20 protein-coding genes and 1 pseudogene are annotated in these 24,922 nt (G+C 61.8%); 15 read left to right on the top strand and 6 right to left on the bottom strand.

Annotated elements, in window-relative coordinates:
- Nucleotides 1-2: 2 nt before the first annotated feature.
- Nucleotides 3-3,284, bottom strand: a complete 3,282-nt coding sequence (gene recC, locus GN300_RS15120) for an exodeoxyribonuclease V subunit gamma (protein WP_063315025.1) — start codon at nt 3,282-3,284, stop codon at nt 3-5.
- 97 nt (nt 3,285-3,381) lie between these two features.
- Here recC and GN300_RS15115 point away from each other — a divergent pair, with 97 nt between their 5' ends.
- The 8 genes and pseudogenes from GN300_RS15115 to GN300_RS15080 all read left to right on the top strand — a co-directional run.
- On the top strand, nt 3,382-4,215 hold the full coding sequence (locus tag GN300_RS15115; protein ID WP_063315026.1) for an ABC transporter ATP-binding protein: 834 nt from the start codon (nt 3,382-3,384) through the stop codon (nt 4,213-4,215).
- The gene (locus tag GN300_RS15110) at nt 4,212-5,042 is read left to right on the top strand and encodes an ABC transporter permease (protein ID WP_063315027.1); all 831 of its coding nucleotides are present in this window, start codon (nt 4,212-4,214) and stop codon (nt 5,040-5,042) included. Before GN300_RS15115 ends, GN300_RS15110 begins: the two co-directional genes overlap by 4 nt.
- Complete coding sequence (locus GN300_RS15105; RefSeq protein WP_003945590.1) at nt 5,039-5,836, top strand: ABC transporter permease; 798 nt, start codon at nt 5,039-5,041, stop codon at nt 5,834-5,836. Before GN300_RS15110 ends, GN300_RS15105 begins: the two co-directional genes overlap by 4 nt.
- 78 nt (nt 5,837-5,914) lie before the next feature.
- Nucleotides 5,915-6,997, top strand: coding sequence for an ABC transporter substrate-binding protein (locus tag GN300_RS15100; RefSeq protein WP_063315158.1), 1,083 nt, complete (start codon nt 5,915-5,917; stop codon nt 6,995-6,997).
- Nucleotides 6,998-7,165: 168 nt separating this feature from the next.
- Nucleotides 7,166-8,773 (top strand): ABC transporter substrate-binding protein, encoded by a 1,608-nt coding sequence (locus tag GN300_RS15095; protein ID WP_058227662.1) that lies wholly within the window; start codon nt 7,166-7,168, stop codon nt 8,771-8,773.
- 181 nt (nt 8,774-8,954) lie between these two features.
- Nucleotides 8,955-10,295: a serine hydrolase gene (locus tag GN300_RS15090; protein WP_063315028.1), complete on the top strand. Its 1,341-nt coding sequence runs from the start codon at nt 8,955-8,957 to the stop codon at nt 10,293-10,295.
- Nucleotides 10,296-10,531: 236 nt separating this feature from the next.
- Entirely contained in the window at nt 10,532-12,169 is a 1,638-nt protein-coding gene (locus tag GN300_RS15085; RefSeq protein WP_063315029.1) for an amidase, read from the top strand.
- Between the two features lie 142 nt (nt 12,170-12,311).
- A pseudogene (locus tag GN300_RS15080) lies at nt 12,312-12,551 on the top strand (ABC transporter substrate-binding protein); the annotation flags it as partial.
- 10 nt (nt 12,552-12,561) lie between these two features.
- Here the strand turns inward: GN300_RS15080 and GN300_RS15075 are convergent.
- Nucleotides 12,562-13,161: a TetR/AcrR family transcriptional regulator gene (locus GN300_RS15075; protein WP_063315159.1), complete on the bottom strand. Its 600-nt coding sequence runs from the start codon at nt 13,159-13,161 to the stop codon at nt 12,562-12,564.
- Nucleotides 13,162-13,279: 118 nt separating this feature from the next.
- On the opposite strand from GN300_RS15075, the gene GN300_RS15070 reads away from it, so the two are divergent.
- A complete protein-coding gene (locus GN300_RS15070) occupies nt 13,280-14,224 on the top strand; it encodes an alpha/beta fold hydrolase (protein ID WP_063315030.1) in 945 nt (314 codons plus the stop codon).
- Between the two features lie 17 nt (nt 14,225-14,241).
- On the opposite strand, the gene GN300_RS15065 is transcribed toward GN300_RS15070, so the two are convergent.
- Nucleotides 14,242-14,598: a hypothetical protein gene (locus GN300_RS15065; RefSeq protein WP_050655893.1), complete on the bottom strand. Its 357-nt coding sequence runs from the start codon at nt 14,596-14,598 to the stop codon at nt 14,242-14,244.
- A gap of 125 nt (nt 14,599-14,723) precedes the next feature.
- Here GN300_RS15065 and GN300_RS15060 point away from each other — a divergent pair, with 125 nt between their 5' ends.
- Nucleotides 14,724-15,158 carry a cupin gene (locus tag GN300_RS15060; protein ID WP_003945598.1) on the top strand — a complete coding sequence of 145 codons (435 nt, stop codon included), beginning with the start codon at nt 14,724-14,726 and terminating at the stop codon, nt 15,156-15,158.
- On the opposite strand, the gene GN300_RS15055 is transcribed toward GN300_RS15060, so the two are convergent.
- Nucleotides 15,147-16,352: a cytochrome P450 gene (locus GN300_RS15055; protein ID WP_063315031.1), complete on the bottom strand. Its 1,206-nt coding sequence runs from the start codon at nt 16,350-16,352 to the stop codon at nt 15,147-15,149. The two genes, GN300_RS15060 and GN300_RS15055, sit on opposite strands and share 12 nt — an antisense overlap.
- Before the next feature lie 139 nt (nt 16,353-16,491).
- Between GN300_RS15055 and GN300_RS15050 the strand changes: the two genes are divergently transcribed.
- The 3 genes from GN300_RS15050 to GN300_RS15040 all read left to right on the top strand — a co-directional run bounded on the left by GN300_RS15050 (nt 16,492) and on the right by GN300_RS15040 (nt 20,230).
- Nucleotides 16,492-17,352, top strand: coding sequence for an SDR family oxidoreductase (locus GN300_RS15050; RefSeq protein WP_063315032.1), 861 nt, complete (start codon nt 16,492-16,494; stop codon nt 17,350-17,352).
- The gene (locus GN300_RS15045; protein ID WP_003945787.1) at nt 17,349-18,077 is read left to right on the top strand and encodes an acetoacetate decarboxylase family protein; all 729 of its coding nucleotides are present in this window, start codon (nt 17,349-17,351) and stop codon (nt 18,075-18,077) included. Before GN300_RS15050 ends, GN300_RS15045 begins: the two co-directional genes overlap by 4 nt.
- 95 nt (nt 18,078-18,172) lie before the next feature.
- On the top strand, nt 18,173-20,230 hold the full coding sequence (locus GN300_RS15040) for a neutral/alkaline ceramidase (RefSeq protein WP_063315033.1): 2,058 nt from the start codon (nt 18,173-18,175) through the stop codon (nt 20,228-20,230).
- A gap of 81 nt (nt 20,231-20,311) precedes the next feature.
- Here GN300_RS15040 and GN300_RS15035 read toward each other — a convergent pair whose 3' ends face one another.
- Entirely contained in the window at nt 20,312-21,508 is a 1,197-nt protein-coding gene (locus tag GN300_RS15035) for an MFS transporter (protein ID WP_063315034.1), read from the bottom strand.
- 143 nt (nt 21,509-21,651) lie between these two features.
- Here GN300_RS15035 and GN300_RS15030 point away from each other — a divergent pair, with 143 nt between their 5' ends.
- A complete protein-coding gene (locus tag GN300_RS15030) occupies nt 21,652-22,098 on the top strand; it encodes a MarR family winged helix-turn-helix transcriptional regulator (RefSeq protein ID WP_003945852.1) in 447 nt (148 codons plus the stop codon).
- Here the strand turns inward: GN300_RS15030 and thrS are convergent.
- Complete coding sequence (gene thrS / locus GN300_RS15025; protein WP_063315035.1) at nt 22,095-23,315, bottom strand: threonine--tRNA ligase; 1,221 nt, start codon at nt 23,313-23,315, stop codon at nt 22,095-22,097. The two genes, GN300_RS15030 and thrS, sit on opposite strands and share 4 nt — an antisense overlap.
- Before the next feature lie 330 nt (nt 23,316-23,645).
- On the opposite strand from thrS, the gene GN300_RS15020 reads away from it, so the two are divergent.
- A complete protein-coding gene (locus GN300_RS15020; RefSeq protein ID WP_007734105.1) occupies nt 23,646-24,920 on the top strand; it encodes a DUF445 domain-containing protein in 1,275 nt (424 codons plus the stop codon).
- Nucleotides 24,921-24,922: the final 2 nt, after the last annotated feature.

Here is a 24,922-nt window from a genome sequence, read left to right as displayed (position 1 = left end):
GGTTACTCCGCTCTTTCGTTGGTCAGCAACGGATCCCACAGTCGTCGGGCGAGAACTCCGAATCGAGTCGGTTCCTCGGCCCAGACGAATTCGTCGTCCGACGGCGGATCCGCAGCCAACTCCGCCAGTGTTCGAGCCTCTCCGAAAACGTAAGTGTTGCTTGGATCGATCATCTCGCCGTACTGCCCGGTCCACTGGGTGTCCGCACCGTTTGTCGCATCGTCGACCGACTCGCCACCAAAGCGTCGGCGCGCATATTCGGCTGAAGTAGCGGCCCACATCGGCAACGGACGCTGCAGCCCCCGCTCGCGTAGGTCCACCAGTTGCTGCAGGATCTCGACCGCATTGCCCGGCGCATCGAGCACTGATCGTGCCGCTGCTGTCTTTCCCCGACCCCGTCCGATCGACACTGCATCGAGCGGACCGGGTCGTCCGTGCGCTTTCAAGGCGAGCAGGTTTATCCAGGCCGTCATCCGATGTTTAGGCGCCAGTGAGGAATACGACGCTCCCACCACTGAATTGCCGTGCACACCGGTTACCGTTCCGGTGAGACGACGCCCGTCACCGAGGTCGATGTCGACGTCGACAGCCTCGGAGTCGCCCTCGAGGTGTGGCAATGCAAGACCGGCAAGTTGGTCTACCACCCACTCGACGTTGCCCAGAACCGTGGCGCCCAGGTTGTAGGGCGGCAAAGTACCGCGGCGCCACTCGGCTGCACGGAAATCCGCCGAGCTGCGTCCAGCCAAGCGCGAGAGAAGCATTCGGTCACCCAGAGCCCAGGTGGACAGTGGATCGAGCTCGGTTGCCAGCGAATCCGCGATGTCGTCGTCGAGTTCCGGTACCCGGACGCCGAGGCGTTGGCGCAGAAAACCACGCGCGGGATGTACCAGGAAGTTCACCAAGTCGGCGAGGTTCACTTCCTTCGGATGCACCTCGGGTAGCTCGGCCGACAAGGCTGTCGGCAATTCGACCGGTGTTCCGGAGGCAGCCCTCGCACCGGCCAGCGCTGCCGTGTCGAAGCTGAACGGCTTGTTCGGCGCGAAGTTTCGATTGTCGAACGATTGCAACGGATGCCGTGTCAGCACCCCGTTCACAGCGTCCGGACCCACCGTCGCACTGAGTACGTCGAGAAGGCCACTGAGGGGGATCGCCGGTGGTCTGACGACACCGGTGACCGGATCGGCACCGGTATACAACAGAATCAGATGTTCGCCCGCAGACATCACGGCATCGAGAAGCAGTTGCCGGTCTTCACTGCGCAGATCACGCTCCCCCACAACGGGATCACGGGACAAGATGTCGTCGCCGTCGACTCCACCGGTTCGAGGGAACACCTCGTCGTCGAGTCCGATGAGCACGACCACGCGATGCGGTACCGAACGCATCGGAACCATCGTGCACACCGTCAGTTCGCCGGTTCGGAAGTTGGCACGCGTCGGTCTGCCCGCGAGGCTGCGCGAGAGCATCGCGCGAACATCGGCCAGACGTAACACCGTCTCTCCGCCGAATTCGACAGCAGCTACCAGTTCGCGGTGGGCCCCCGCGCTCTGCCAGGAATCTGCGGGCGCTGTGTCGGTCAGCAGATCCAGGGCCCGCATCAGCACACGAAGCCATTCGGCCGGTGAATGTGGGCCGGCAAGATCGCGAAGCGAGACGGCCAGGCGATCGACGAACTCTGCGAAACGTCCAGTCAGGTCGATGTCTGTGCCGTCCACGTCATCGAGTGGTAGCGCGAGATCCAACCAGGCATTTTCCGATTCGTCCGCGCTGACCCCCAACAAGATTCGGTCCATGGCGGTGTTGAAGGTGTTCTGCGGAAATGCGTCGAGGCCGAACGTGGCACGCTGCCGACTACCGATTCCCCAGCGAGCACCCGCTTCCGTCGTCCATTCCCGCAGTCTTTCCAACTCGTCGTCGCCCCACGAAAAACGTGTGCGGACAGGCTCGGTCGCGGCCAGGTCGAGAACCTCACTGGCTGTGGCCCGGCCGTCGGCCAATTCGAGGAGAGAGCCGAGAACGGCCAGGACAGGATTGGTCTGACGTAATCCGCGGTCTGCCAGCCTTACTCGAAGGAGATGCCCCGGGTGGCCATGGACGCCTTGCCCGAATGCAGCACGAACCAAAGGTGCGTACGTTTCGACGTCCGGGCACATCACGAGTACGTCGCGCGGCTGCAATGTCGGGTCGTCCTCGAACAATCGGAGCAGACATTCGCGGAGCACCTCGACCTGCCGTGCCGGCCCGTGGCAAGCGTGGACCTGAACTGTCCCATCCGGTTCCGCTGCAACGCTGGGAGCACGATCTGCGATGACATCGGCCTTGACCGTCGCCAGGAGGGATTTCGGGCCGGCTGGTTCGGGAAGATGCACCGACTCGAACTCGGCGGCACCGAGGCTGATCTGAAGTTCACGAACGTCGCGAGCAAGACTCGACAGCAACGGATTGGCGGATATCAGCGCTGACCCGTCTTCCGAACGTCGGATCGTGCTCTCACTTCGAGGCGGTATGCGCGAGCTCATCTTGGTCCACAGCGCGGGGCTGGGATGCGGGAGCCAGATGTGCACGTCCCGATTCGCACTGAGTGCGCTCAAGATCATTCGCTGATCGACCGGCAGCCGGGTCGGCCCGAAGACCGACAGACGTTCCGGTAGGTCGACCAAGGCCGGGTCCTCGACCAGTGCGCGGCTCACTTGCCCCAGTCGCTCTGCGGGCCCCGGAACGTCGATCTTGTCCGCGACGATGCACCACAGACGTGCCTGCCATTCGAAATCCTCCGACAGCGCCAATCCGTGTCCGTCGGTCAACCGCCCGGCGGCCCAGTCGATCAGCATCTGCGGGCGTTGCGCGGCATAACTGCGGAAGAGTTCGGTGACATGTGTGGCGGAGGCAAACCGTCGACCTTCACGATGGCCTTCGAGATGTTTCGCCAGGACTCCGCACCAGGGCTCGCCGAGGGACTCGTCGATCACATCGAGAACCGTCCACACCAATCGCGTCGGCGACCATGGGTCGTCGTCAGCCGTGATTCCACTGACCGCGGCCACGGACTCCGCGACCAGGCGCGCGGGTGAAGGAAACGCGATGTTCGCAGAAATTCCGTCCACTGCTGACGGTCCGGACGTGCCTAGCTGGGAGGACAGCCGCTGATTGAGCCAACGCTCGACGCCCTTGGCCGGCACCGCAACAGTTTCCCGGGCGAATGGATCCGACAGCGGGGTACGGAGGAGCGTGGCCAACGCCGAGACCAAGGTGTCCGAACGCTCGGCCCGGTACAACTTCAGCAATCTTCGCTCCCCTCACTCCGTCCAGACGTCCATCTCACCACGGCGCTGTGACAGGAGACGCCGAACCAGCCTCACGCAGCGGTGACGCGCAGGCAACATGACCGCAACCGGACGTTCGTACTGTGCGGGAATGACCAGTCCCGTCACCACACCTCGCCCCGCTGGAACCGGTCTCGACATCTCCGGCCTCGGCAAGACCTTCGAGATGGGTCGTCGGTCGGTGACCGCGCTGACCGACGTGTCCCTTCAAACCAGCGAAGGCTCTTTCCTGTCTCTGCTCGGGCCGTCCGGATGCGGGAAGTCCACCGTTCTTCGCATCCTTGCGGGCCTCGATAATCCGACGTCGGGAACGGCCCTTGTCAACGGGCAGTCGCCCGCCGAGTTACGCAAGCGCCGCGAACTCGGAATCGCCTTCCAGGATTCGGCTTTGCTGCCGTGGCGAACAGTGGCCTCCAACATCAAACTGCCCCTTCAGGTTGCCGGCATCGATCCCGACCCCGGACTGATAGCCGACCTGATCGCTCTCGTCGGCCTCGAAGGATTCGAGAAGGCCAAGCCCGCTCAATTGTCCGGCGGTATGCGTCAGCGTGTGTCGATCGCACGATCGCTCGTGGTCAAGCCGAGTGTCCTGCTACTCGACGAGCCTTTCGGCGCGCTGGACGACATGACCCGACAACGACTCAACATCGAATTGCTCAGGATCTGGACCGAGAAACCGGCGACCACGTTGATGGTGACTCACGGAATCGCCGAAGCCGTGTTCCTCTCCGACGTCGTTGCCGTCATGACGCCGCGGCCCGGACGCGTCCTCGAAGTCGTGCCGATCGACCTGCCGCGCCCGCGTACACCCGAGATGATGCGTACACCCGAGTTCCACGAGATCCACGACTACCTCTCCGGACTGCTCTTCGGAAAAGCAGGCGTCGCATGACAATTACCGATATCGAGAACGTCGCGACCGCGGCGGCGCAGCCATCTGTACCGCGCCGGATCCGATTTAGGCGTCCTACGTGGTTCGGCGGTGCAGTCGGTATCTGCGGACTGATCGTGCTCTGGTGGATTCTGGCGGCGGCCGGTGTTGCGGGAGGCACGATTCCGACGCCGTGGGTGGTTGTCTCGACGATGTTCGACGACGGTTGGTCGCTGTACGGACCCAATTTCACCGTCACGGCTTCCGGTGCGCTGCAGGGCTTCCTCTGGGGAAACCTGCTGGCGATCACGCTTGCCGTGCTTGTCGTTCTCATTCCGCCCATCGAGGGATTGGCCACACAACTGGCGATCCTGAGCTACTGCACACCGCTGTTGGCGCTTGGCCCAATCATCCTGGTCGTCTTCGGCGGCCGGACCCCCACAATCTTTCTCGCCGCGATGTACTGCTTCTTCACCACGATGGTCGGCACACTCGCCGGCCTGAGATCGGCCGACAAGACGAGCCTCGATCTCGTCGCCGCCTACGGCGGTGGGCGTTGGCAGAAGTTCACCAAAGTTCAACTTGTGAGCGCACTTCCGAGCACCTTTGCTGCCCTCAAGATTGCTGCACCTTCGGCCGTACTGGGTGCAATTCTCGGCGAGTATCTCGGCGGGGTGGACAGCGGGATCGGCGTCGCACTAACGGCCGCTCAGACGTCGTACAACGTCCCGCGAACGTGGGGAATGGCTATCGCCGCCGCCTTGCTCGCCGGTCTGGGGTACGCCGTAGTCGCAGCGATCGCCCGGCTCGTCACGCCGTGGACCAGCGCTCCGGGAGCACAGAAATGACCGCGGTACGAGGAACATTGAGATTCCTCGCCCCGATTGCCATCGCCTCGGCGCTGTTGCTTGTCATCTGGGTGGTCTTCCTCAACGCCTTCCCCCAGGTCGGCCCGCGTGTGGGAAAGACGCCGGCCGACGTCTGGGAGTACCTGTTCTCCGGCCCAAAATCCGCCGACGCTCGTTCGGGCATCATCGACAACCTGTTCATCACTCTGCGCGACGCCGGTGTCGGCTTTGCCGTCGGAATGACTGCCGCGCTCGTGGTGGCATCGATCTTCGTCGTTTCCCGCACTGTCGAACAGACTTTCATGCCCGTTGCAATGCTTCTACGATCTGTTCCTCTCGTTGCGATGACCCCGATCATCGTCCTGATATTCGGCCGCGGAATCGTGGGTGTGACGGTCATGGTTGCGATAGTGGTGTTCTTTCCGGCCCTGGTCATGATCATGGTCGGTCTGCGCGCCGCTCCAGCTCAGGCACAAGACCTCATCGCTGCGTACGGCGGGAGTCGTTGGACCGCATTGCGAATGGTGTCCGTACCGTCCGCACTTCCGGCGGTGTTCGCCGCCGCTAGGGTGTCAGTGCCCGGCGCTTTGATAGGAGCACTGATCGGCGAATGGCTCGGTAGCGGTCAAGGCTTGGGTTCGAGCATGATCAAAGCCATTCCGCGCTACCAGTACAACGAATTGTGGGCATCTATCGTGGTGATCACCGTGGTGTCGATCGTCCTCTACGCCGTGGTCGGGATCTTCGAAAGCATCGCTCTGTCTCGTTTCGGTCCTTCGGCGGGCAAGTCGTGACATCTGTTAACACGACCTCAACAAACTCTCTCTCCCAAGCAAACTGAACGAAACCGACTGGCCCTAGTGTTCCGATTCATGACGCCATTCAAGCCCGTCCGCCAGCTGGACCGCAGGGCCTTCTTCCGCTACTCCGCGCTGACCGGCATCGCAGTCGCCGGTAGTGCGTCATTGCTCGCGTGTAGCAGTGACTCCAGCAGTTCGAGTGGCGGAACCACGGACGACGGTTCCGAATTCGGAACAGTTGCAGTGCAGTTGTCCTGGATCAAGAACATCGAGTTCGCCGGCGAGTACTTCGCTCTCGACAAGGGGTACTACGAGGATGCCGGGTTCGGGAATGTAGACCTGGTGGCAGGTGGCGCAGCCGGTACCGGCGTCGAAGCCGGCTTGGACACCGGCAAGGTGTGGATCGGAATGTCCGCACCGCAGCTCACAGCCCCCGCCGTACTCGACGGACTGGAGGCAAAGATCGTCGGTGCGACATTCCAGAAGAACCCGTTTGCGATTGTCAGTTCCGCTGCGGCACCGATCAACTCACCACAGGACATGATCGGCAAGAAGATCGGCGTCCAGGATTCCAATCAGCTCGTCTTCGGAGCTCTCCTGGCAGCAAACGGCCTGACCGAAAGCCAGATGACGATCGTGCCCGCGCAGTTCGATCCGAGCCCCCTGGCAAACGGCGAGGTGGACGGCTGGGTCTCCTACGTGACCAACGAGCCGATCACACTGGCCGCCAAAGGTTTCCCCAACGCCCACTTCCTCTTCGCGGACTACAACCTGCCGTTGGTCGCCGAATCGTTCACGGTTCTCCAGTCCACCATCGACAACGAGCGGGACAAACTCAAGGCATTCCTGAAGGCCGAGATCCAAGGATGGAAGGATGCGGTCGCCGATCCGGCAGAGTCGGCACGGCTTGCCGTCGAGGTCTACGGCAAGGACCAGAACCTCGAACTCGAAGAGCAGATCAAGGAAGCCACCGCACAGAACGATCTGGTGGTGTCGGCAGATACCAAAGCCAACGGGTTGTTCACGATGACACCACAACTGATCGAACAGAACATCGCGGCACTGTCGAAAGCGGGGCTGGAGATTACGGCGGAGCAACTGTTCGACATGTCGATCCTCGAGGAGGTGTACGCCGAGAATCCGGAGTTGATCTGACACTACGGCCGAATTTGAATCGGCCAATTGTGAACTATCCGACCCATTGTTGGAAGTGACGTCCGAACATATCTGGCTGTTGAAAATGAGAAGATCAAACGAGACCGGAGCCACACTGATACCGCAACATTGACGAACAAGCATCCTTCAACCCAAAAGGTTAATCAGATGGAAGTTCGTTCAGTGCCCACCATCATTCTGGTCACGCTCGGCCTGCTCTCACTTGCCTCATGCGGGAACACATTACCCAACGGCATATCCTCCACCGACTACGCCAAGGACGGCAGTTTCACAACGGTCGTGAGCACCGATCCCGGCAATCTTCACCCCCTGCTCACCAATTCGATCTCTGGTCAGGCGATCAACTCCTATACAAACGATTCATTACTGGCTACTGATGCGAAGACAGGTGCGACTGGCCCCTACCTCGCGGAAACGTGGTCAGACGCAGGAACGTCTCTGACTTTCACGCTCGAGAAGTCCATCACCTGTCAGGACGGGACGCCGTTCACTGCGCAGACCGCAGCCGACAACATCAATTGGATCGCAGATCCCAAGAATGGTTCCCCGTGGCTGGGCGTATCCGTGCCTGAATCGACTGCGGCCACGGCCGACGGTGACGTCCTAACAGTCACGACCGCAGAGCCCGCTCCATTTCTTCTCGAGCGGATCGGCGGACTCAAACTCGTGTGCAAGGCAGCGCTGGACGATCCGTCGAGCATCCGGAACGGCAGCAATGGAACCGGCCTGTTCCAAGTGACCGAAGTGGTGGCCAATGATCACGTGATGCTCGAACGGCGTGAGGGATACGAATGGGGACCTAACGGGGAAACCACCTCCGATACCCTAGGAGTGCCCAAGTCAGTCACAATCAAGGTTGTCTCTGATCCCGCAACCACCGCCAATCTCGTCCTCACTGGATCCGTGAACGCAGCAGCAATAGGTGGGCCCGATCGCGACCGAGTCGAATCAGTCGGCCTCGACTCGATGGACTATACGAGTTTGTCGGGTCAGTTCATTTTCAACAACAATGCAGCGTTGCCGACTTCAGACAAAGAAGTCCGAGCTGCACTTCTTCAAGCGATTGACCTCGAGGACTACACGGCGATCAATACTGGAGGCAAAGGCTCGCGTGCAACAGCATTGGCTGTAAGCGAGCCGCGGTCGTGTGACTACGACAGTGTGACCGGCGTCCTGCCGAACTTTGACGTAGAGGCAGCGAAAAAGAGACTGAACGACGCTGGTTGGCGGTCTGGCGGCGGCGGAATCCTGGCGAAGGAAGGCAAGCCGCTGGTACTCGATGTGGTGTTCAACAACTCTCGAGACACGTCTTCGGCAGCCGCTGAATACGTGCTGAATCGGTGGGAGGCACTAGGTGCACACGTCGAGCTACGCGGTGGTGACAACAACTTCGTCATTTCGGAAACCTACGGCGCCAAGGACCCCACATCATGGGACATCTCGATTGGACTTGCCGTTCAAAGTAGTGCGCCTAGTACATTCCTTCCATATTTTTCCGGCCCTACGCCCCCGGCCGGGGCCAACTTTGCAGGCATCGACAACCCCAAGTACGCCGAACTCGCCGCCGCCGCCTCGGTACTGCCGGGGCAGCAATCCTGTCCTGTCTGGAAGGACGCCGAGCAAGCGCTCTTTGCGGACTTCGACGTAGTGCCGATATCGGTCTCACCGAACTACATGTACTTCAACGGCGCAACATCCCTGTACGCACCGGCTGGCGGCATCCTCGTCGGCGCCGGTGTACGAGTACTGAGATAGCTGCGCTGCATGAGATTACGAAAAGACCGTGCGTAAATTGCTGCAATAGCAGACAGACGGGCCAATAGCCGTCACTGGTGCCCGTCAAACGTGCGTTCCCGACATTCCAGTCCGAATCTCATCCGATTACCGGGCGACATTCACGTCGTCACGCTTTCAGGAAACGCGAGGATAAAAATCGATGACAAATGAACTTCAAAAGCTCGTCGATCAGTGGAGGGTCGAGGCGAACATCCCCGGCGTCTCGGTCGGCATCGTGCACGACGACAAGGACATCGTCGTCACCAGTGGCATCGAGAGCGTCGAAACCCAACTCCCGGTCACCGACAAGACGATGTTCATGATCGGCTCCACCACAAAGGTGTTCGCCGCAACAGCCGCGATGGCACTCGTCGAGGACGGCCTACTCGATCTCGACACCCCGTTGGTCGAGTACGTCCCCGAACTGACCTTCGCCGACGAAACAGCCACGCGCACAGTCACGATGCGTCACCTCCTCACCCACACCGGCGGATTCACCGGCGACGCCGGCTTCTCGGCAGGCTGGGGCGAAGACGCCCTGGGACGCTCGGTTTCACGGCTGAACGAACTGCGACAAGAATTTCCCGTCGGAGAAGTCTTCTCCTACAGCAACTCCGGATTCGTTCTCGCCGGACATGTCGTGGCCAAGATCAGCGGACTGACCTTCGAAGAGCTGGTCAAGCAGCGCGTGCTCGACCCCCTCGACATGAAGAACTCGGCCTTCCTGCCCTGGGACGTGATGACCCACCGGTTCGCACTCGGTCACTACATCCGCGACGGTGTGCCGTTCGTGTCCAACGAAACCGGACTGGACCGCGGCATGATCCCTTGCGGCGGAATGTGGTCCTCGGTGCGAGACCAACTCGTCTGGGCACGTTACGCACTGTCTGGCGAACACCCCGGCGAAGGACAGCCGCTCGACGAGTCCACCCGGTTGTTGATGCAGAAGCCGCAGCGTCCCGCCGCGATGATGTTCGAAGAAGTCGGCCTGGGATGGCTGTTGACTCGGTACGGAACCACGCAGGTAGTGCGGCATGGCGGAAACGTGAGCAACCTCCAGGTCTCCGAGTTCATGACAGTGCCCGAGAAGAACTTCGCCGTCACCGTGCTGACCAACGCCCTCGGTGGCGGTATCGGTGAGAAGATCGTCGACTGGTGCATGGACAATCTCGCTGAGTTGGCCGCGCCGGCATCCCTGGACGTGGTCGAGCCCGAACCGGCTGCCGTCGACGCGGTCTTGGGTAAGTACCGGGCCGGAGACCTGATGATGACCGTTGCCCCCGGTGACGAGGGAATCGGCGTCCGGATGGGTAGCGCGCAGGATCTCGGTGAATACGAGGACATCGTCTGGCCGCCGGCGATCCCGATCGTCTTCCTCAACGACCGTGACTTCGCTGCTCGCGCCGACACCACCCGGGCGTTGGGCCGCTTCGTCACCGACGACACCGGTCGCGCAGTGATGCTCGAATTCCGCGGCCGCACCGCCAAGCGAGTGGCTTGACATGAAAACGGGCAGGGCGGTCTCGATCAAATGCGATTGAACTGAGCGTGGCCGCCTCGTCCACCTTCGCCGGTCTCCACATAGCCTGGAATGCCTCGGAGTTTCACCTGGCGAAGCATGATCGAGGTATACCCATCTACACCAAAGAACGGTGGGTCCAGCTGTATCCCATTCCACGGCTGTGGTTTTCATAATTGAGTTCACAACAACGTAAGGCATTCCCAAGGAGAGAACTCATGCTGAGATCGGCCAGAATACTCGTACTGAGCACCGTAATTGTTTCTTCTGCAATAGGTCTGACCTCTGGATGCCATTCCACTCAGACAACAAACTCGCCAGCAACGGCTGCCTCGGCCACCCGGTCAGACCGCGAAGAATTCGATGTGGAAGACGCCGCAATCGTTGATCTGCAAAACGCAATCGACGAAGGCCGCCTGACGTCCGAAGATCTCACCGCGACGTACCTGGAACGAATCGAGACTCTCGATCCACAACTTGGTGCGGTTGTCACGGTGAATCCGGATGCAATCGATATCGCGCGATCCCGCGATCAGTCGCGCCGAGACCACGGTCCTCTCAGCCCTTTGGACGGAATTCCAGTTCTGCTCAAAGACAATATGGACACTGCCGACAACCAACCGACCACAGCAGGTTCGACTGCGCTACTCAACTCACGTCCATCCGACGACGCATTTCTCGTCGATCAACTGCGTAAAGCAGGCGCTGTAATCCTGGGAAAAACGAACATGTCTGAATGGGCGAACTTCCGATCGCCGATGGCGATCGCCGGTTGGAGTGCGACTGGCGGCCAAACACACAATCCTTACGTTCTCGACCGCAGCCCCTGTGGATCCTCGAGCGGGTCGGCCGTCGCTGCTGCGGCCAGTTTGGCCGCCGTCACTATCGGGACCGACACCGACGGTTCGATAGCGTGCCCCGCAAGTGTCACCTCAACGGTCGGCATCAAACCTTCCCTCGGATTGGTGAGCCGTTCCGGAGTTGTGCCGATCACCTCACGACATGACAGTCCCGGCCCGATGGGGCGCTCCGTGGAAGATGCAGCACTCGCATTGTCGGTGATATATGGGTCCGATCCGTCCGATCCGGACAGTGCTGACGTCGCCGGTTCCCTACCCGCAGATTTTCAGAACATGCTCGACCCAAACTCACTCAGCGGCAAACGTATCGGAATATGGCGCGAGGGCCGGGCCGGGATCGATCCTGACGTCGACAGAACCTTCGATGCCGCCGTCGAACAACTACAAGATCTCGGCGCCACCGCTGTCGAGGTCAACATCACCACCGACGCCGACGTCGTCTCACAACATTTGCTCCCCGCAGTACTCACCGAGTTCAAACATGACATCAACCAATATCTCGCCAATACTCCCGGCGAACACCCCGGAGACCTGACCGGCCTGATCGAATACAACCGCCAAAATGCCCAGGAAGAGTTGACGGGTTTCGGGCAAGAGCTATTTGAAATGGCCGATCAGACAGATGGCAACCTCTCCGATCCCACGTACCGCGCCCACCGTGAAGCCGCGACCGGACGCGCACAAACGGCAATCGACGACGCTCTTGTCGACAACAACCTGGATGCGATTGTCACGCCTACCGAACTGCCGGCCCCAGGTATCGACTACCGAGGAGGGGGTGAAGGCCCACAATTTGCCAGTTCAACCCGCACTTCAGCGCTCGCCGGCTACCCGATGGTGACCGTCCCCTCCGGATACGCGCGCGAAGAGTTACCTCTCGGTCTTTCATTCCTCGGTACACGCCTCGACGACGCAAAACTGATCAGTTTCGCCTACGCGTACGAGCACGCTGCCCAGATCCGGAAATCGCCGAGCTATCTTCCGACCCTCCCGTAGCCGACTCTGGAACGTACGCCTCCAACACAGCACCGGGCAGCCGTGCCCGGTGCTGTGTTCTGCCAAGGAACAAGAATTGTTCGTCATCGGCCTCGTGTGCAGTGGAGTTCGTTTCGAGGGATGCTGACGGTGGCAGGGCCCTGAGCTGAAGAACAAGGACCAGAACATGGAACTCGAAGAACAGATCAAGGAAGCCACCGCCCAGAATGATCTGATGGTGTCGGCAGATACCAAAGCAAACGGGTTGTTCACGATGACAACACAACTGATCGAACAGAACATCGCGGCACTGTCGAAAGCGGGGCTGGAGATTACGGCGGAGCAACTGTTCGACATGTCGATCCTCGAAGAGGTGTACGCCGAGAATCCGGAGCTGATCTGACTGCCGAGCGTCAGCGAACCTCCCGCGCGAGTACGCCCGAGATGAATAGCTGTACAAGGACCTCGGCCTTGTACCGGTCATCGGACCCAGCACCGATACAAAGGTTCCCGATGCCTTTGAGCACGTTGTACGCATCGACCCGCGAAGCAGTGCCAACGGACTCGAGCGCTGCCGCGAGGAGGGAGTCACATACCGGAACGAGGCGGTCGACGAAGTAGATATGCAGAGCGTCGGACCCGGCGCTGTCTCCTTGCAGTGCACCGGCGAGCCCATGCTTGGTTACCAGGAACTCCACGAACAAAGCCACCCATGCCCGCAAAGCCGCCTCGGGCGTTGCACTCTCCGCGAGCATCTGTGGGCCCGCGTCCGCACACGCCTCGACTTGGTGTCGGTATACGGCTACCACCAACTCGGGACGCGTCGGGAAGTGGCGGTAGATCGTCCCCATGCCGACGCCGGCCTTCGCCGAAATCTCCCGCACCGGAGCGTCGACTCCGGACTCCACGAACACTGCTGCCGCCGCGTCGAGCAGCGCCTGCTCGCTTCGACGTGGGCGACCGACTTGCTTGGGAGACGCGACGCGCGACTGCTCGTCCTGGGCATCAGCCATGTGCACTCCTCGCTGACTCACAACATATGTTTGCATTACGGAACAACGCTCCGTAATGTTGCGGAGCGACGCTCCGATAAACAGTATCGCAGGGTGCAGCCTCAGCAAGGAACTTGCCATGACCTCATCAATGATCGACACTCTTAACGGCATCATCGGCGCCGGCACCCCGGTCGTCTCCGTTGCCCCCGTCGAGTTGTTCGCCCCCGATCGACCTGTCCCGCTGGAAGTACGTGTGTCTGCTCCGGCAGCAGGCACGAACCTCCCCGTTGTGGTGTTCTCCCACGGCAACGGCTGGAACCTCGATGGATACTCGCCACTCACGGCATTCTGGGCATCCCACGGATTCGTGGTGATCCAGCCGACACATCTGGACTCGCGCCGGAACGGTTTCGGGTTCGACCACCCGGTTTTCCCGACGATCTGGACCGAGAGAATCGCGGATCTCACACGCATCCTTGATCAGCTCGACACCATCGAATTTGCCGTGCCCGGGCTTGCCGGCCGCATCGACCGCAGTCGAATTGCCGCTACTGGTCACTCCTGGGGCGGGCAAACCGCTCAGTCACTCCTCGGAGCAAGGATCTTCGACGAGGCCGGCCAGGTCGGCCAGGACACGTCCGACAGTCGCGTCACCGCGGGAATCCTGTTCGCGGCAACCGGTCTCGGCGGCGAGAACCTGCATCCGTTCGCGCAGGCGAACTTCCCGTTCATGCGCCCCTCGTTCCAGGAACTGACGACGCCGACACTCGTCGTCGCGGGCGACCACGACCAGTCCAAGATGTCCAGCCGCGGACCTGACTGGTTCACCGACGCCTACACGCACAGCCCAGGAGCCACCGACCTCCTGACCTTCTACGGTGCCGAGCACGCACTCGGCGGAATCGTCGGATACGAAGTCGCCGAGACCACTGACGAGAACCCAGAGCGGGTCGCCGCCATCCAACGGATGAGTACTGCCTACCTTCGGACCACGTTGCGCATCGATGAGACCAGCTGGCCAGCGGCCCGGGCCGCATTCAGCGACAACGCCGACCCGATCGGCCGAGTCGACACCAAGTAATGCGGCAGTGATCCGACTTATTGGCCGAAGTTGAACCTGAGATTCGCATTGATCAAGGTGTTGAGCCGCTTTCGCATTCTGACAACCTCTGCCTCGGGCGGTATCGGATCGTCCAAGAAAAGCGTCCAACGCAGCATCGTGCTGTTTCCGACCGCCTCGATGTCGAATCGGATGACGGCGTCGGGTCGGTCCGGCCATATCGACGACCAGATCACCAGCTCCGGTTCTTCAGCCCTGACGATCTCCGGTGCGATCTCGCTCTCGAGAAGTTCCAGCCAGTGCCGGGCGGGCTGGCGGTACGGATCGATCAATGCCTCGAACATGAAGCGCGCAGGCGGCGGCTGGCTCCGGCGCCTCGTCGCGACTTGCAGCATGGCACGAGCGTAACCGCCTCTCAAGGGCATACCTCTGCCTTCGCAGTGCTGGATCCACGAAAACTGGGATAAACCGGGCATCGACGGAGGACACTCAGGAGCACATCCGTCTGGGAGGGCCGCTCATGCGTAAACGCCATCAGGTTCTGCTTGCAGTGTCCGCAGCGATCGGGCTGTCTCTGACGCCGATCAATGCGTCGGCAACACCGAGCACGGGAGTACACGGGGAAATCCTCGGGCAGGTGACTTTCGACGGCAAGGACTACATCCTGCGCCAGATCACCATCGACCCCGGCGGTTCCACCGGTTGGCACTTCCACGACGGGACGCTCTACGCGCTGATCGCGCAGGGCACGTTGAGCCACTACCGATCCGATTGCTCCGTCGACGGGATCTACAGCGCCGGAAATACTTTGATCGAACCGAGCGGTTCAGATCATGTGCACATCGGAAACAACTCGCAGACAACACCATTGGTGCTCGAGGTCGTCTACGTCAATCCGGCGGGCAGCCCCCTCTCCGAAGATGCTGCGCCGCCCAACTGCCAACTACCCGGCTGACGGGGCAGAAGAGTTAAACCGCACCGGCATCGATTCGAGCCCGGACACGAAGTTGGCCGCACGCCGCTGCAACGGCGCGTCGGTGGCAAGTTCCATGTCCGGCAGCCTGGCGAAGAGTTGCTCGAACATGATCCGTCCCTCCAACCTGGCCAGCTGATTGCCCAGACAGAAATGAGTTCCGAAGCCGAAGGCCACGTGCGGATTCGGTGTGCGGCCGACATCGAACCGTTCGGCGTTCAGGAACACGGACTCGTCGAAATTTGCCGATTCGAAGAGCAGCAGCATCTTCTCGCCTGCCTTCAGCTGCGCGCCGAAGAAAACGGTGTCACGGGTCAGGGTTCGAGCCATGTTCTTGATCGGCGAGGACCACCGCAGCATCTCCTCCATTGCCAAGGGAATGGCATCGGGATCGTCGACTAGCTCCCGGCGCTGGTCCGGATGGCGCAGTAGCTGTTCCATGCCGCCGCTGAGCACGTGCCGTGTGGTCTCGTCACCGCCGATCAGGATCAGCAGGGATTCGTTGACGATTTCCTGATCGGAGAGGGCTTCGCCGTCGACCGCACTGTGAATCAACGTGCTCACCAAATCGTCGGCCGGGTCGCTCCTCCGCTCGGCGATGGTTCGCATCATGTACGCGGTGAAATCGACGTACGCAACCATCATGGCCCGCAGTTGATCCTGGGAAGCGTTGCTTCCCAATGCCTTCACCAGATCGTCCGACCACCGCAGAAACAACGCGCGTTCCTCCGGACGGACACCCAACATGTCGCCGATGACGGCCATCGGCAGCGGTGCCGCCAGGTCTGCGACGAAGTCGGCTTCTCCTTTCTCACAGACGGCGTCGATCAGTTGATCGCAGATCTCCCGGATACGGCCGGCCTTGGCTTCGACCTTCTTACGTGTGAAACCCGCATTGACCAAGCGTCGACGTGTGAGGTGCTGCGGGTCGTCCATGTCGATCATCTGCGGCAATGGACCGGTTTCGGGGCGGATGCCACCGGCGTTGGAGAACAGTTCGGGATCCCGCTCGGCTGCGACGACGGCGTCGTAGCTCGCGGCCGCGGTGATTCCGTTGGCGTCGTCTCGGTACACGGGCTCGTGATCACGCATCCAGGCGTATGCGTCGCGCACATTCCCGAGGTCTCCGCTGTAGAAGCGTCCGTCGATCAAATCGAAGGTCGGTCTGGTAGCCATCACTCCACCTCTCGCACAACCCTTGCCTCAATAAGTAGAACCTGTTCCTATATAGCGTGGGGCGTTTTCACCGAAGCCGGACCGGAAAACCTCCAGAAGCAGCACGCGAGCCCGCCGGAGCAACGACCAGGAGACACGCATGGACGACGACACCGCCTCAGCGGGCATACCCACTTTCACCGGCACATCGATACTGGTGACCGGCGGCGGTAGTGGCATCGGCCTGGGCATCGCTCGTTCGCTGGTTGCGTCTGGCGCTCACGTCACGATCTGCGGACGCAACAAGGCGAAACTCGATGCTGCCGCCGAATCGATCCGGCAGGCGACTGCCGCAGGATCGGTCAGCGTCTCCCCCGCCGACGTCACGATCGAGACAGACGTCGTCGCCGCTGTCGCCGCGGCGGTGTCCGTCACCGGAAAGCTCGACGGAGTCGTGGCCTGCGCCGGCGGGAACGAAACCATCGCACCGGTCACGCAACTCGACGTCGACGCCTGGCGCCGCACCGTCGACCTCAACGTCACGGGGACCATGCTGACGATCAAGCACGGCGCGCGGGCACTGGTGGCAGGAGGCGGTGGATCCATCGTCGCGATCTCGTCGATCGCCAGCAGCAACACACATCGCTGGTTCGGCGCGTACGGAGTCTCGAAATCCGGCGTCGACCACCTGGTGCAGTTGGCAGCAGACGAACTGGGCGCCAGCAACATTCGTGTCAACGCGATCCGCCCGGGGCTGACCCGAACGGATCTGGTCGCGCTCATCACCGACGGTGGCCCCATCCTGGACGACTACCTGGCCAACACGCCGCTCGAACGCGTCGGCGAGGTCGAGGACGTCGCCGGACTCGCTTCTTTCCTCCTCGGACCGCACTCCACCTGGATCACCGGGCAGATCATCAACGTCGACGGAGGCCAAATGCTGCGCCGCGGACCGGATTTCCGCTCGATGCTCGAACCCGTCTACGGCTCCGACGGACTCCGCGGGGTGGTGGCGCCATGAGCTATACGATTCTGGGCAAGAAGGTCGAGATGCCCGTCGAAGTTCGCACCGCGTCTGCCTTCATGGCGTTGTACTCGGTACCCAGCACAACCGCGCAGTCGATCATCGATTACACCGGCTTGACCGTGCTCCAGTACCGTCCCGGCCGGGCGCTGTGCGGCCTGGTTTTTGTCGACTACATCGACGGGGATCTGGGGCCGTACAACGAATTCGGAGTGACGTACATGGTGCGCAGCCACACTGCGCCTCCCGAAACCTCGGTGCTGGGAGATCTACGTTCGCTCGCTGCCGGAACTGCAGGGGCACTCATTCACGAGTTGCCGGTGGACGGCGAGTTCACCAAGGCCGCCGGCCGGGAAATCTGGGGATTCCCGAAGGTGCTCGCCGAGTTCGACACCGAGCACGTCGGCTCGGTCAAGCGCGGATCGGTCTCTCGCGACGGCAAACTCATCACACAGTTGAGTGTGAAATCCGGCGTCAGCGTGCCGGGCGGCGGAGCCAACATGTCGTTGGCCGCGTACTCACATCTCGACGGCGCCACCAGGTGCACGTCGTGGGACATGGCACCGACCGGCGTCAAATCGCGCCCTGGTGGAGCCGAGGTTCAACTGGGCAGTCACCCGATGGCGGCGGAGCTTCGGAAACTGGGACTCCCCCGCCGGGCCCTGATGACCACGACCATCAAGAACCTGGCGATGACGTTCGGGGAGGCCACAACAATCTGAGTGTCGGCCGACGGCACCCCTTTCGGTCACGTGTGACTCGGGCTACACTCCTGGACGGTTGACCAACTCGCGTCAGACCGCCCGAAAGGACACTCGTGCAGATCACCCGACGCACCGTACTGGCAGGCGCTGCCGCCGCACCTGCGCTCGCCGCTCTGTCGACGAACCAGGCCGTCGCAGCTTCGCCGGCACGCACCGTTTCACCCGCACGCACCGACAAGTCGTCGGCGTCACTGCAGGTGGGCGTCGGAATTTCCGACGTGACCGGACCGGTCGCCGAAGTCGGCATGATGGGCTACTCGAGCTTCGACCAACGCGCCGAAGGACTGCACCAGCGAATGCGCGCACGCGCCTTCATCTTCGAGTCCGGCGGGTCGCGGGTCGCCTACGTGTGCGTCGACAACTGCATGATCTTCCAGTCCGTTCACGACGAGGTCCTGCGCCGACTGGCCGGGAGGTTCGGTGACATCTACACCGAACGCAACGTCATGTTGACGGCCATCCATTCACACGCGGCATGTGGCGGGGCCTCGCACAACTACGCGTACAACCTCGCAGTTCTCGGCTTCGAACTGCAGGTGTTCGAAGCCGAGGTCAACGGCATGGTCGAGGCGATCAGCGCTGCGCACGAGAACCTGGCGCCAGGCACGGTCCGTTTCGGGCGGTCCGATCTCACCGACGCCAGCGTCAACCGATCGCGAGTGGCGTTCGACCTCAACCCCGAAGAGGACAAGGCCTACTACCCCGGTGGCAACGACCACCACATGCGTGTCATGCGTATCAGTCGGGGCAGCAAGGACATCGGAGCGATCAACTGGTTCGCCACCCACTGCGCCTCGCTTACGAACGAGAACCATCTCATCTCCGGGGACAACAAGGGCGCCGCGGCGTACTTCTGGGAGCACGACGACCAGGGCGTGCGCTACCTCGACGGCGACACCAGCTTCATTGCTGCGTTTCCGCAGACCAACAGCGGCGACATGTCACCCAACCTCTTCCTCGAGCCCGGACGCGGACCGACCGAAGACGAATTCGAGAACGCACGCATCATCGGGCTGCGCCAGGTAGCGGCAGCTCGAACTGCCTTCGACGCGGCGTCCGACACCGTCACCGGTGGCGTCGACAGTCGGATCATGTACCTGGACATGGCAAATCAGGTGGTGAGCGGAAGATTCACCCCCGACGGACGCGAGCACCGCACCGCTCCGGCCGCGATCGGCGCGGCAATGAGCGCCGGAAGCGTCGAGGACGGACCGGCAATCCCGATCTTCCCCGAGGGCACCCGAAACCCCATGATCGACGCCCTGGGCGGTATGGATGCTCCTGTGCCTCAATGGCTTCAGGATGCACAGGCGCCCAAACTCGTAGTCGTTCCGGTCGGCCTGCTGCCACCGGGAGGATGGGTGCCGAACGTACTCAAGATCCAGATCCTGCGGATCGGTCAGTTCTACATCATCGGTGGCCCTGCGGAATTCACCATCGTCTCCGGATTACGAGTGCGTCGAACCGTCGCCGAGGAGCTTGGGGTTCCCCTCGAGAACGTCATCTTCCAGGGATACGCGAACTCGTACTCGAGCTACTGCACCACACCACAGGAATACGATTCGCAGCAGTACGAGGGCGGTTCGACGATGTTCGGCCGTTACACATTGCCGGCCTATCAGCAGGGGTATGCCGCCCTTGCAGCCGCGATGCGCGACGGCACCGAACCTCCTCGCGGCCCCGCTCCGGCCGACCTGTCCGGGTTCCAACCCAGCTTCGGACCTGGCGTCGACTTCGACGAGCCCTTGCCGGGAACACAATTCGGCGATGCGACCGTCCAGCCCGGCGACAGCTCACCGGGTGCGCAGGTTGCCGTCGAGTTCGTCACCGGCCACCCCAAGAACGACACTCACCGAAACGGGACCTTCTACGAGATCCAGCGCAATACCGGCGGATCCTGGACACGGGTCGCCGACGACAACGACTGGTCCACCAAACTGCACTGGCGCCGGGTCGGGAGCAACGGTTCCGTCGTGCGCATCACGTGGGATGTTCCGGCCGATACTCCGGCGGGTACGTATCGAGTCCAACACTTCGGTGCGTCGAAGGCTCGGGGTAGCGGCGCGATCACGCCTTTCTCCGGGGTGACCGCCGAATTCCGCCTCACCTGACCCGCGTGAACGTATCGCTCCCCTTGTTGGACAAGGGGAGCGATACGTTCACGCGATGGGGTCAGAGCGCAATGGACAGGTTCAGGCGGCGGTCGGGTGCAGCGAGGTGGTCGGCGTCGACGGCTCTGACGCTGCCGGGCGGTCGATCTTCGCCGCGACGAGCAAGACCAGCAGACCGGCGACAGTGACTGCCGCTCCCATCCAGATCGGGGAGGTGAAGCCGAGTCCCGCGGCGATGGTGATTCCGCCCAGCCACGCCCCGAGTGCGTTGCCGACGTTGAAGGCGGCGATGTTGGCACCCGATGCCATGGTCGGTGCGGCCGACGCGTAGTTCATGATCCGCATCTGCAGACCGGGAACCGTCGCAAAACCGAAGGCGCCCATGAAGAACAGCGAGATCACAGTCATGACCTTGCTCTCCGCGGTGGCGGCGAACACGATCAGAACGACGGTCAGGATCGCGAGAATCCAGACCAGCGCCTTCGTGAGCGAACGGTCGGCCGCCTTGGCGCCGAGGAAGTTGCCGACGAACAGGCCCGAGCCGAAGAGGATGAGCAGCCACGGAACGCTGGACGTCGCGAAGCCGGTGACCTCGGTGAGGGTGAAGGCGATGTAGGTGAAGGCTCCGAACATTCCGCCGTAGCCGAGGATGGTGATGGCGATCGAGAGCCATACCTGCTTGTTGCGGAAGGCCCCCAACTCTCCGCGCAATCCGCCACCGGTCGTGCTGGCGGGCGTCGTCGGGACGAGTGCTGCAATTCCGATGAGCGCGATGACGCCGATGACGGTGATGGCCCAGAACGTCGAGCGCCATCCGAGTTGCTGGCCCAGCAGCGTGCCGAACGGAACGCCGAGAACGTTGGCGATGGTCAGGCCCGCGAACATCATCGCGATGGCGCCGGCGCGCTTGTTGGGCGCGACCATGTCGGCGGCAACCACCGAGCCGATTCCGAAGAACGCACCGTGGCACAGCGCCGCGACGATGCGTCCGCCCATCATGACCTCGTAGGAGGGCGCGAGCGCGGACATCAGGTTGCCGATGATGAACAGCACCATGAGCGAGAGAAGGACCTTCTTGCGCTCGAAGCGGGTGACGGCAGCGGTAAGGAGGATCGCGCCGAGCGCCACCGACAGTGCGTAGCCCGAGATCAGGTAGCCCGCGACGGACTCGGTGACCTCGAAATCAGCCGAGACCTCGGGCAGGAGGCCCATGATGACAAATTCGGTGAGGCCGATCCCGAACCCGCCCATAGCGAGGGCAATGAGACCCAATGGCATCTCGATGTTCCTTTCACAGATTTACGCGTAAGCCGTTAGCGGGCGCGTGCATTAGTTGCAGGCGCGCTATAAATAGTTGCACGCGCGCGCTACATGCGCAAGCTGGTAACCTGGAGTCGCAGGAAACGGACAAGGAGAATCACATGGGGATCGCCGACGACGCCGTCGAAATCCGTTCGCAAGGGTGGCGCACGCTCGCAGCACTGCACGGCGCCCTCGACACCGAACTGGAACGCGCGCTCCAGCGTGAGCACAAACTGTCCGTCGTCGAATACACCGTCCTCGACGCTTTGAGCCGCCAGGACGGCTGGCACATGCGGATGGCTCAGTTGGCTCGCGCTGCCGCACTGAGCAGCAGCGCCACGACGCGCTTGGTCAATCGACTCGAAGATCGAGGACTATTGACGCGCATCCTGTGCGCCGACGACCGTCGAGGCATCTACACCGAGCTGACGCCGGCCGGCCGCGAGCTTCTCGAAAGCGCACGGCCGACGCACGACGCCACCCTCGAGGCCGCGCTCGACGAGGCATGCAAGACACCCGAACTCGCGCCACTGGTGCGCGCGCTCCACGAGCTTCCCGTCGGCTAGAAGTCTGCCGGAAGCAGGGCACGCTCTTTGATGCCCGAGACCACCTGAGCGACAAACACACTCGCATCGACGACCACCCGCCCACCACGCGCGGGGACCAGAACGTCGACGGTGCCGCCGTGCACCTCGTTGTCCCCGATCACCGCGATGTACGGGTCACGGTGAGTGCGTGCCTCGCGGATGCGACGTCCCAACGATCCGTCAGGCGCGATCGCCACTCGAACATCGCGAGCCTCGAGATCGGCCCGCAAACGCTCGGCCTCAACCTGGTGCCGGTCGCCGACGGGCAGAATCGAGACTTGGTTGGGTGCCAGCCACGGCGGCATCCGCCCTTCGAACCTTTCGATCAAAAGCGCAGTCATGCGTTCCATCGATCCGAGCAAGCCCCGATGGATCATGACGGGGCGAGCCTTGGATCCGTCCTCAGCGGTGTACTCGAGGTCGAACCGCTCCGGTTGATTGAAGTCGAGTTGCACGGTCGAGAGTGTTTCCTCGCGGCCGTGCGCGTCTCGCACCTGGACGTCGATCTTGGGACCGTAGAACGCTGCCTCCCCCTTCGCTTCCACGTACTCGATCGAGCGTTCATTCAGCGCCCCGCGAAGGTGATCCTCGGCGTCCGCCCACTGCTCGTCGGTGCCGAGGTACTGCCCCTCTCCCCCTCTGATCGAGAGGCGGTACTTCCGTTCGGCAATCCCCAGAGTCGAGTAGCAGCGCTCGATCGCGTCGAGCGCGACTATCACTTCCGCTTGCACTTGTTCACGACTACAGAAGACATGTGCGTCGTCGAGATTGATCTGCCAGACTCGACTCAATCCGCTGAGAACTCCGGAGAGTTCGCTACGGAACATCGAGCCGAGTTCACGAACGCGGAAAGGTAGCTCGCGATAACTACGACCGCGAGCGGCGAATACCTGAGCGTGATGGGGACAGTTAGCCGGACGAAGGAGAAATGACTCTCCGCCTATCTTCATTTCGGGAAACATGTCGTCCGAGAACTTGGACCAATGCCCAGATCTCTCGTACAACTCTTTCTTCGCCATAACGGGGGTATAGACACCCCGGCATCCGGATCGCGCTGCTTGTTCGGCGGCGAGCTTGTCGAGTTCGTTCCTGATGATCGCGCCGTCCGGTAACCAGAGTGGGAGGCCGGCCCCGACGGTGGGGGTGGTGGCGAAAAACTCCAGGTCGCGCCCGAGTTCGCGGTGGTCAACGCTCATGAGAGCTCTCCGAATCGTTCAAGGGGAGACGCACACGGAGCGACGAAACAGGAAAGCCCCGGGGCGATAACTCCCGGGGCTGAAAGGGTTCGGTCAGCAGTTGCTAAACGATGCGCCGGAAGAGAACCGGCGTCGTCGTGTTGTGCGCAATACTGACCATGTACGTGAGGTTACATCAACTTCCTACCCACCTACAGCCCGAATTGTCGGGCCTCTATGCTGACGCAACTGGGAAGGCGCAGCAGTAGCCAACGAAACACCCACGAAGAGCGAAGTTTCGGCAATCATGTCCGAACGTGAGGTTCTCGGATATGAGGAGGATGTGCGACGGTGCCGGACCACTTGCTCGAACAGTTGATCACCATTCCTTTGTTCACGGGAATCATCGGGTACATCACCAATTGGTCGGGCGTCCTGATGCTTTTTGCGCCGATCAACTTCCACGGGATCAAAGTGCCCGGCCTCAAACTGCTCTTCCCGTTCCTCCCCCGGCGCGTCCAGGTGATCCCGGCGATCACGAGCGACGGCCGATTCGGCTGGCAAGGCATCGTCCCCTCGAGGGCGGAGAAGATGGCGTCGATCGCCGTCGACAAATCCCTCGCGAAAGTCGGCAGCATCGCCGACTTCTACCGCGTTCTGGACCCGGACAGCATCGCCGAGCACTTGGTGAACATCTCGCGCAGTGAAGTGCGCGGTGTGGTCACCAGAATCATGACGGCCGAGAATCCTCAGCTCTGGCACAACCTTCCGACGTCGGTGAAGGAAGCCGTCTTCCGCAAAGTGGAGGACGATCTGCCGGCCAGCGTGCGCATGATCACCGACCGCATCGAAGAGGACATCGACGAGTTCATCGACGCGAAGCTGATGGTGATCCGCTACCTCTCTTCGCACCCCAAACTGCTCAACGACATCTTCCGCACGATGGGCAACAAAGAGCTCAGGTTCATGCAGAACTTCGGCTTCTACTTCGGCTTCCCGATGGGCTTCGTGCTCGTCGGGATCCTCCACCTGGTTCCGCAGTGGTGGGTGCTTCCCATCGGCGGTGTGATCATCGGATACATCGTGAACTACCTCGGCATCACGATGATCTTCGAACCGATCACCCCCAGCCGTTGGGTGCCGTGGCGGCAGGGACTCTTCCTGAAACGCCGCACCGAGATCATCGCCGGGTACGCAAAAACCCTCGCCGATCACGTCGTAACGCTCGAGAACATCGGCACCGAACTCCTCGAAGGTCCCCGCTCGGACCGAACGCGGCGGATGCTCGATCAGGTACTGCGCGAATCCGTCGACGACGCAGCCGGCTGGGCAAAGTCAGTGGTCAAGATGACAGTCGGTTCGCAGAGCTACAAGCGTCTGCCCGGCCTGGCCACCACCGAAGTGCTCGACCTGTACCCCCGGGTCTTCGAGGACGCGGAGTTCGCCGAGAACCAGTCGGAGAAGATTCGTGTCTTCGTCACCGAACGCATGAGCATCCTTTCACCGGAAGATTTCAGCGAACTACTACGCTCAGCCGTCAAGCAGGACGAGTGGCTGTTGTTCGTACACGGGGCCGTGCTGGGCTCGTTTGCCGGTTTCCTACACCTCGCAATATTCGGAGTATGAGC

Source organism: Rhodococcus sp. Ni2, from assembly GCF_021352185.1.
GTDB lineage: Bacteria > Actinomycetota > Actinomycetes > Mycobacteriales > Mycobacteriaceae > Rhodococcus_F > Rhodococcus_F qingshengii.
Note: the sequence above shows the minus strand (reverse complement) of the source record. Positions and strands in the feature narration are given on the sequence as shown.

Excerpts from the sequence above, each read along its gene's own strand:
- GN300_RS15105 (WP_003945590.1), top strand. The coding sequence starts at position 5,039 with ATGACCGCGGTACGAGGAACATTGAGATTCCTCGCCCCGATTGCCATC.
- thrS (WP_063315035.1), bottom strand. The coding sequence starts at position 23,315 with ATGAGCGTTGACCACCGCGAACTCGGGCGCGACCTGGAGTTTTTCGCC.
- GN300_RS15095 (WP_058227662.1), top strand. The coding sequence starts at position 7,166 with ATGGAAGTTCGTTCAGTGCCCACCATCATTCTGGTCACGCTCGGCCTG.
- GN300_RS15055 (WP_063315031.1), bottom strand. The coding sequence starts at position 16,352 with ATGGCTACCAGACCGACCTTCGATTTGATCGACGGACGCTTCTACAGC.
- GN300_RS15070 (WP_063315030.1), top strand. The coding sequence starts at position 13,280 with ATGACCTCATCAATGATCGACACTCTTAACGGCATCATCGGCGCCGGC.
- GN300_RS15110 (WP_063315027.1), top strand. The coding sequence starts at position 4,212 with ATGACAATTACCGATATCGAGAACGTCGCGACCGCGGCGGCGCAGCCA.
- GN300_RS15065 (WP_050655893.1), bottom strand. The coding sequence starts at position 14,598 with ATGCTGCAAGTCGCGACGAGGCGCCGGAGCCAGCCGCCGCCTGCGCGC.
- GN300_RS15045 (WP_003945787.1), top strand. The coding sequence starts at position 17,349 with ATGAGCTATACGATTCTGGGCAAGAAGGTCGAGATGCCCGTCGAAGTT.
- GN300_RS15085 (WP_063315029.1), top strand. The coding sequence starts at position 10,532 with ATGCTGAGATCGGCCAGAATACTCGTACTGAGCACCGTAATTGTTTCT.
- GN300_RS15115 (WP_063315026.1), top strand. The coding sequence starts at position 3,382 with ATGACCGCAACCGGACGTTCGTACTGTGCGGGAATGACCAGTCCCGTC.
- GN300_RS15075 (WP_063315159.1), bottom strand. The coding sequence starts at position 13,161 with ATGGCTGATGCCCAGGACGAGCAGTCGCGCGTCGCGTCTCCCAAGCAA.
- GN300_RS15050 (WP_063315032.1), top strand. The coding sequence starts at position 16,492 with ATGGACGACGACACCGCCTCAGCGGGCATACCCACTTTCACCGGCACA.
- GN300_RS15100 (WP_063315158.1), top strand. The coding sequence starts at position 5,915 with ATGACGCCATTCAAGCCCGTCCGCCAGCTGGACCGCAGGGCCTTCTTC.
- GN300_RS15090 (WP_063315028.1), top strand. The coding sequence starts at position 8,955 with ATGACAAATGAACTTCAAAAGCTCGTCGATCAGTGGAGGGTCGAGGCG.
- GN300_RS15030 (WP_003945852.1), top strand. The coding sequence starts at position 21,652 with ATGGGGATCGCCGACGACGCCGTCGAAATCCGTTCGCAAGGGTGGCGC.
- GN300_RS15060 (WP_003945598.1), top strand. The coding sequence starts at position 14,724 with ATGCGTAAACGCCATCAGGTTCTGCTTGCAGTGTCCGCAGCGATCGGG.
- GN300_RS15035 (WP_063315034.1), bottom strand. The coding sequence starts at position 21,508 with ATGCCATTGGGTCTCATTGCCCTCGCTATGGGCGGGTTCGGGATCGGC.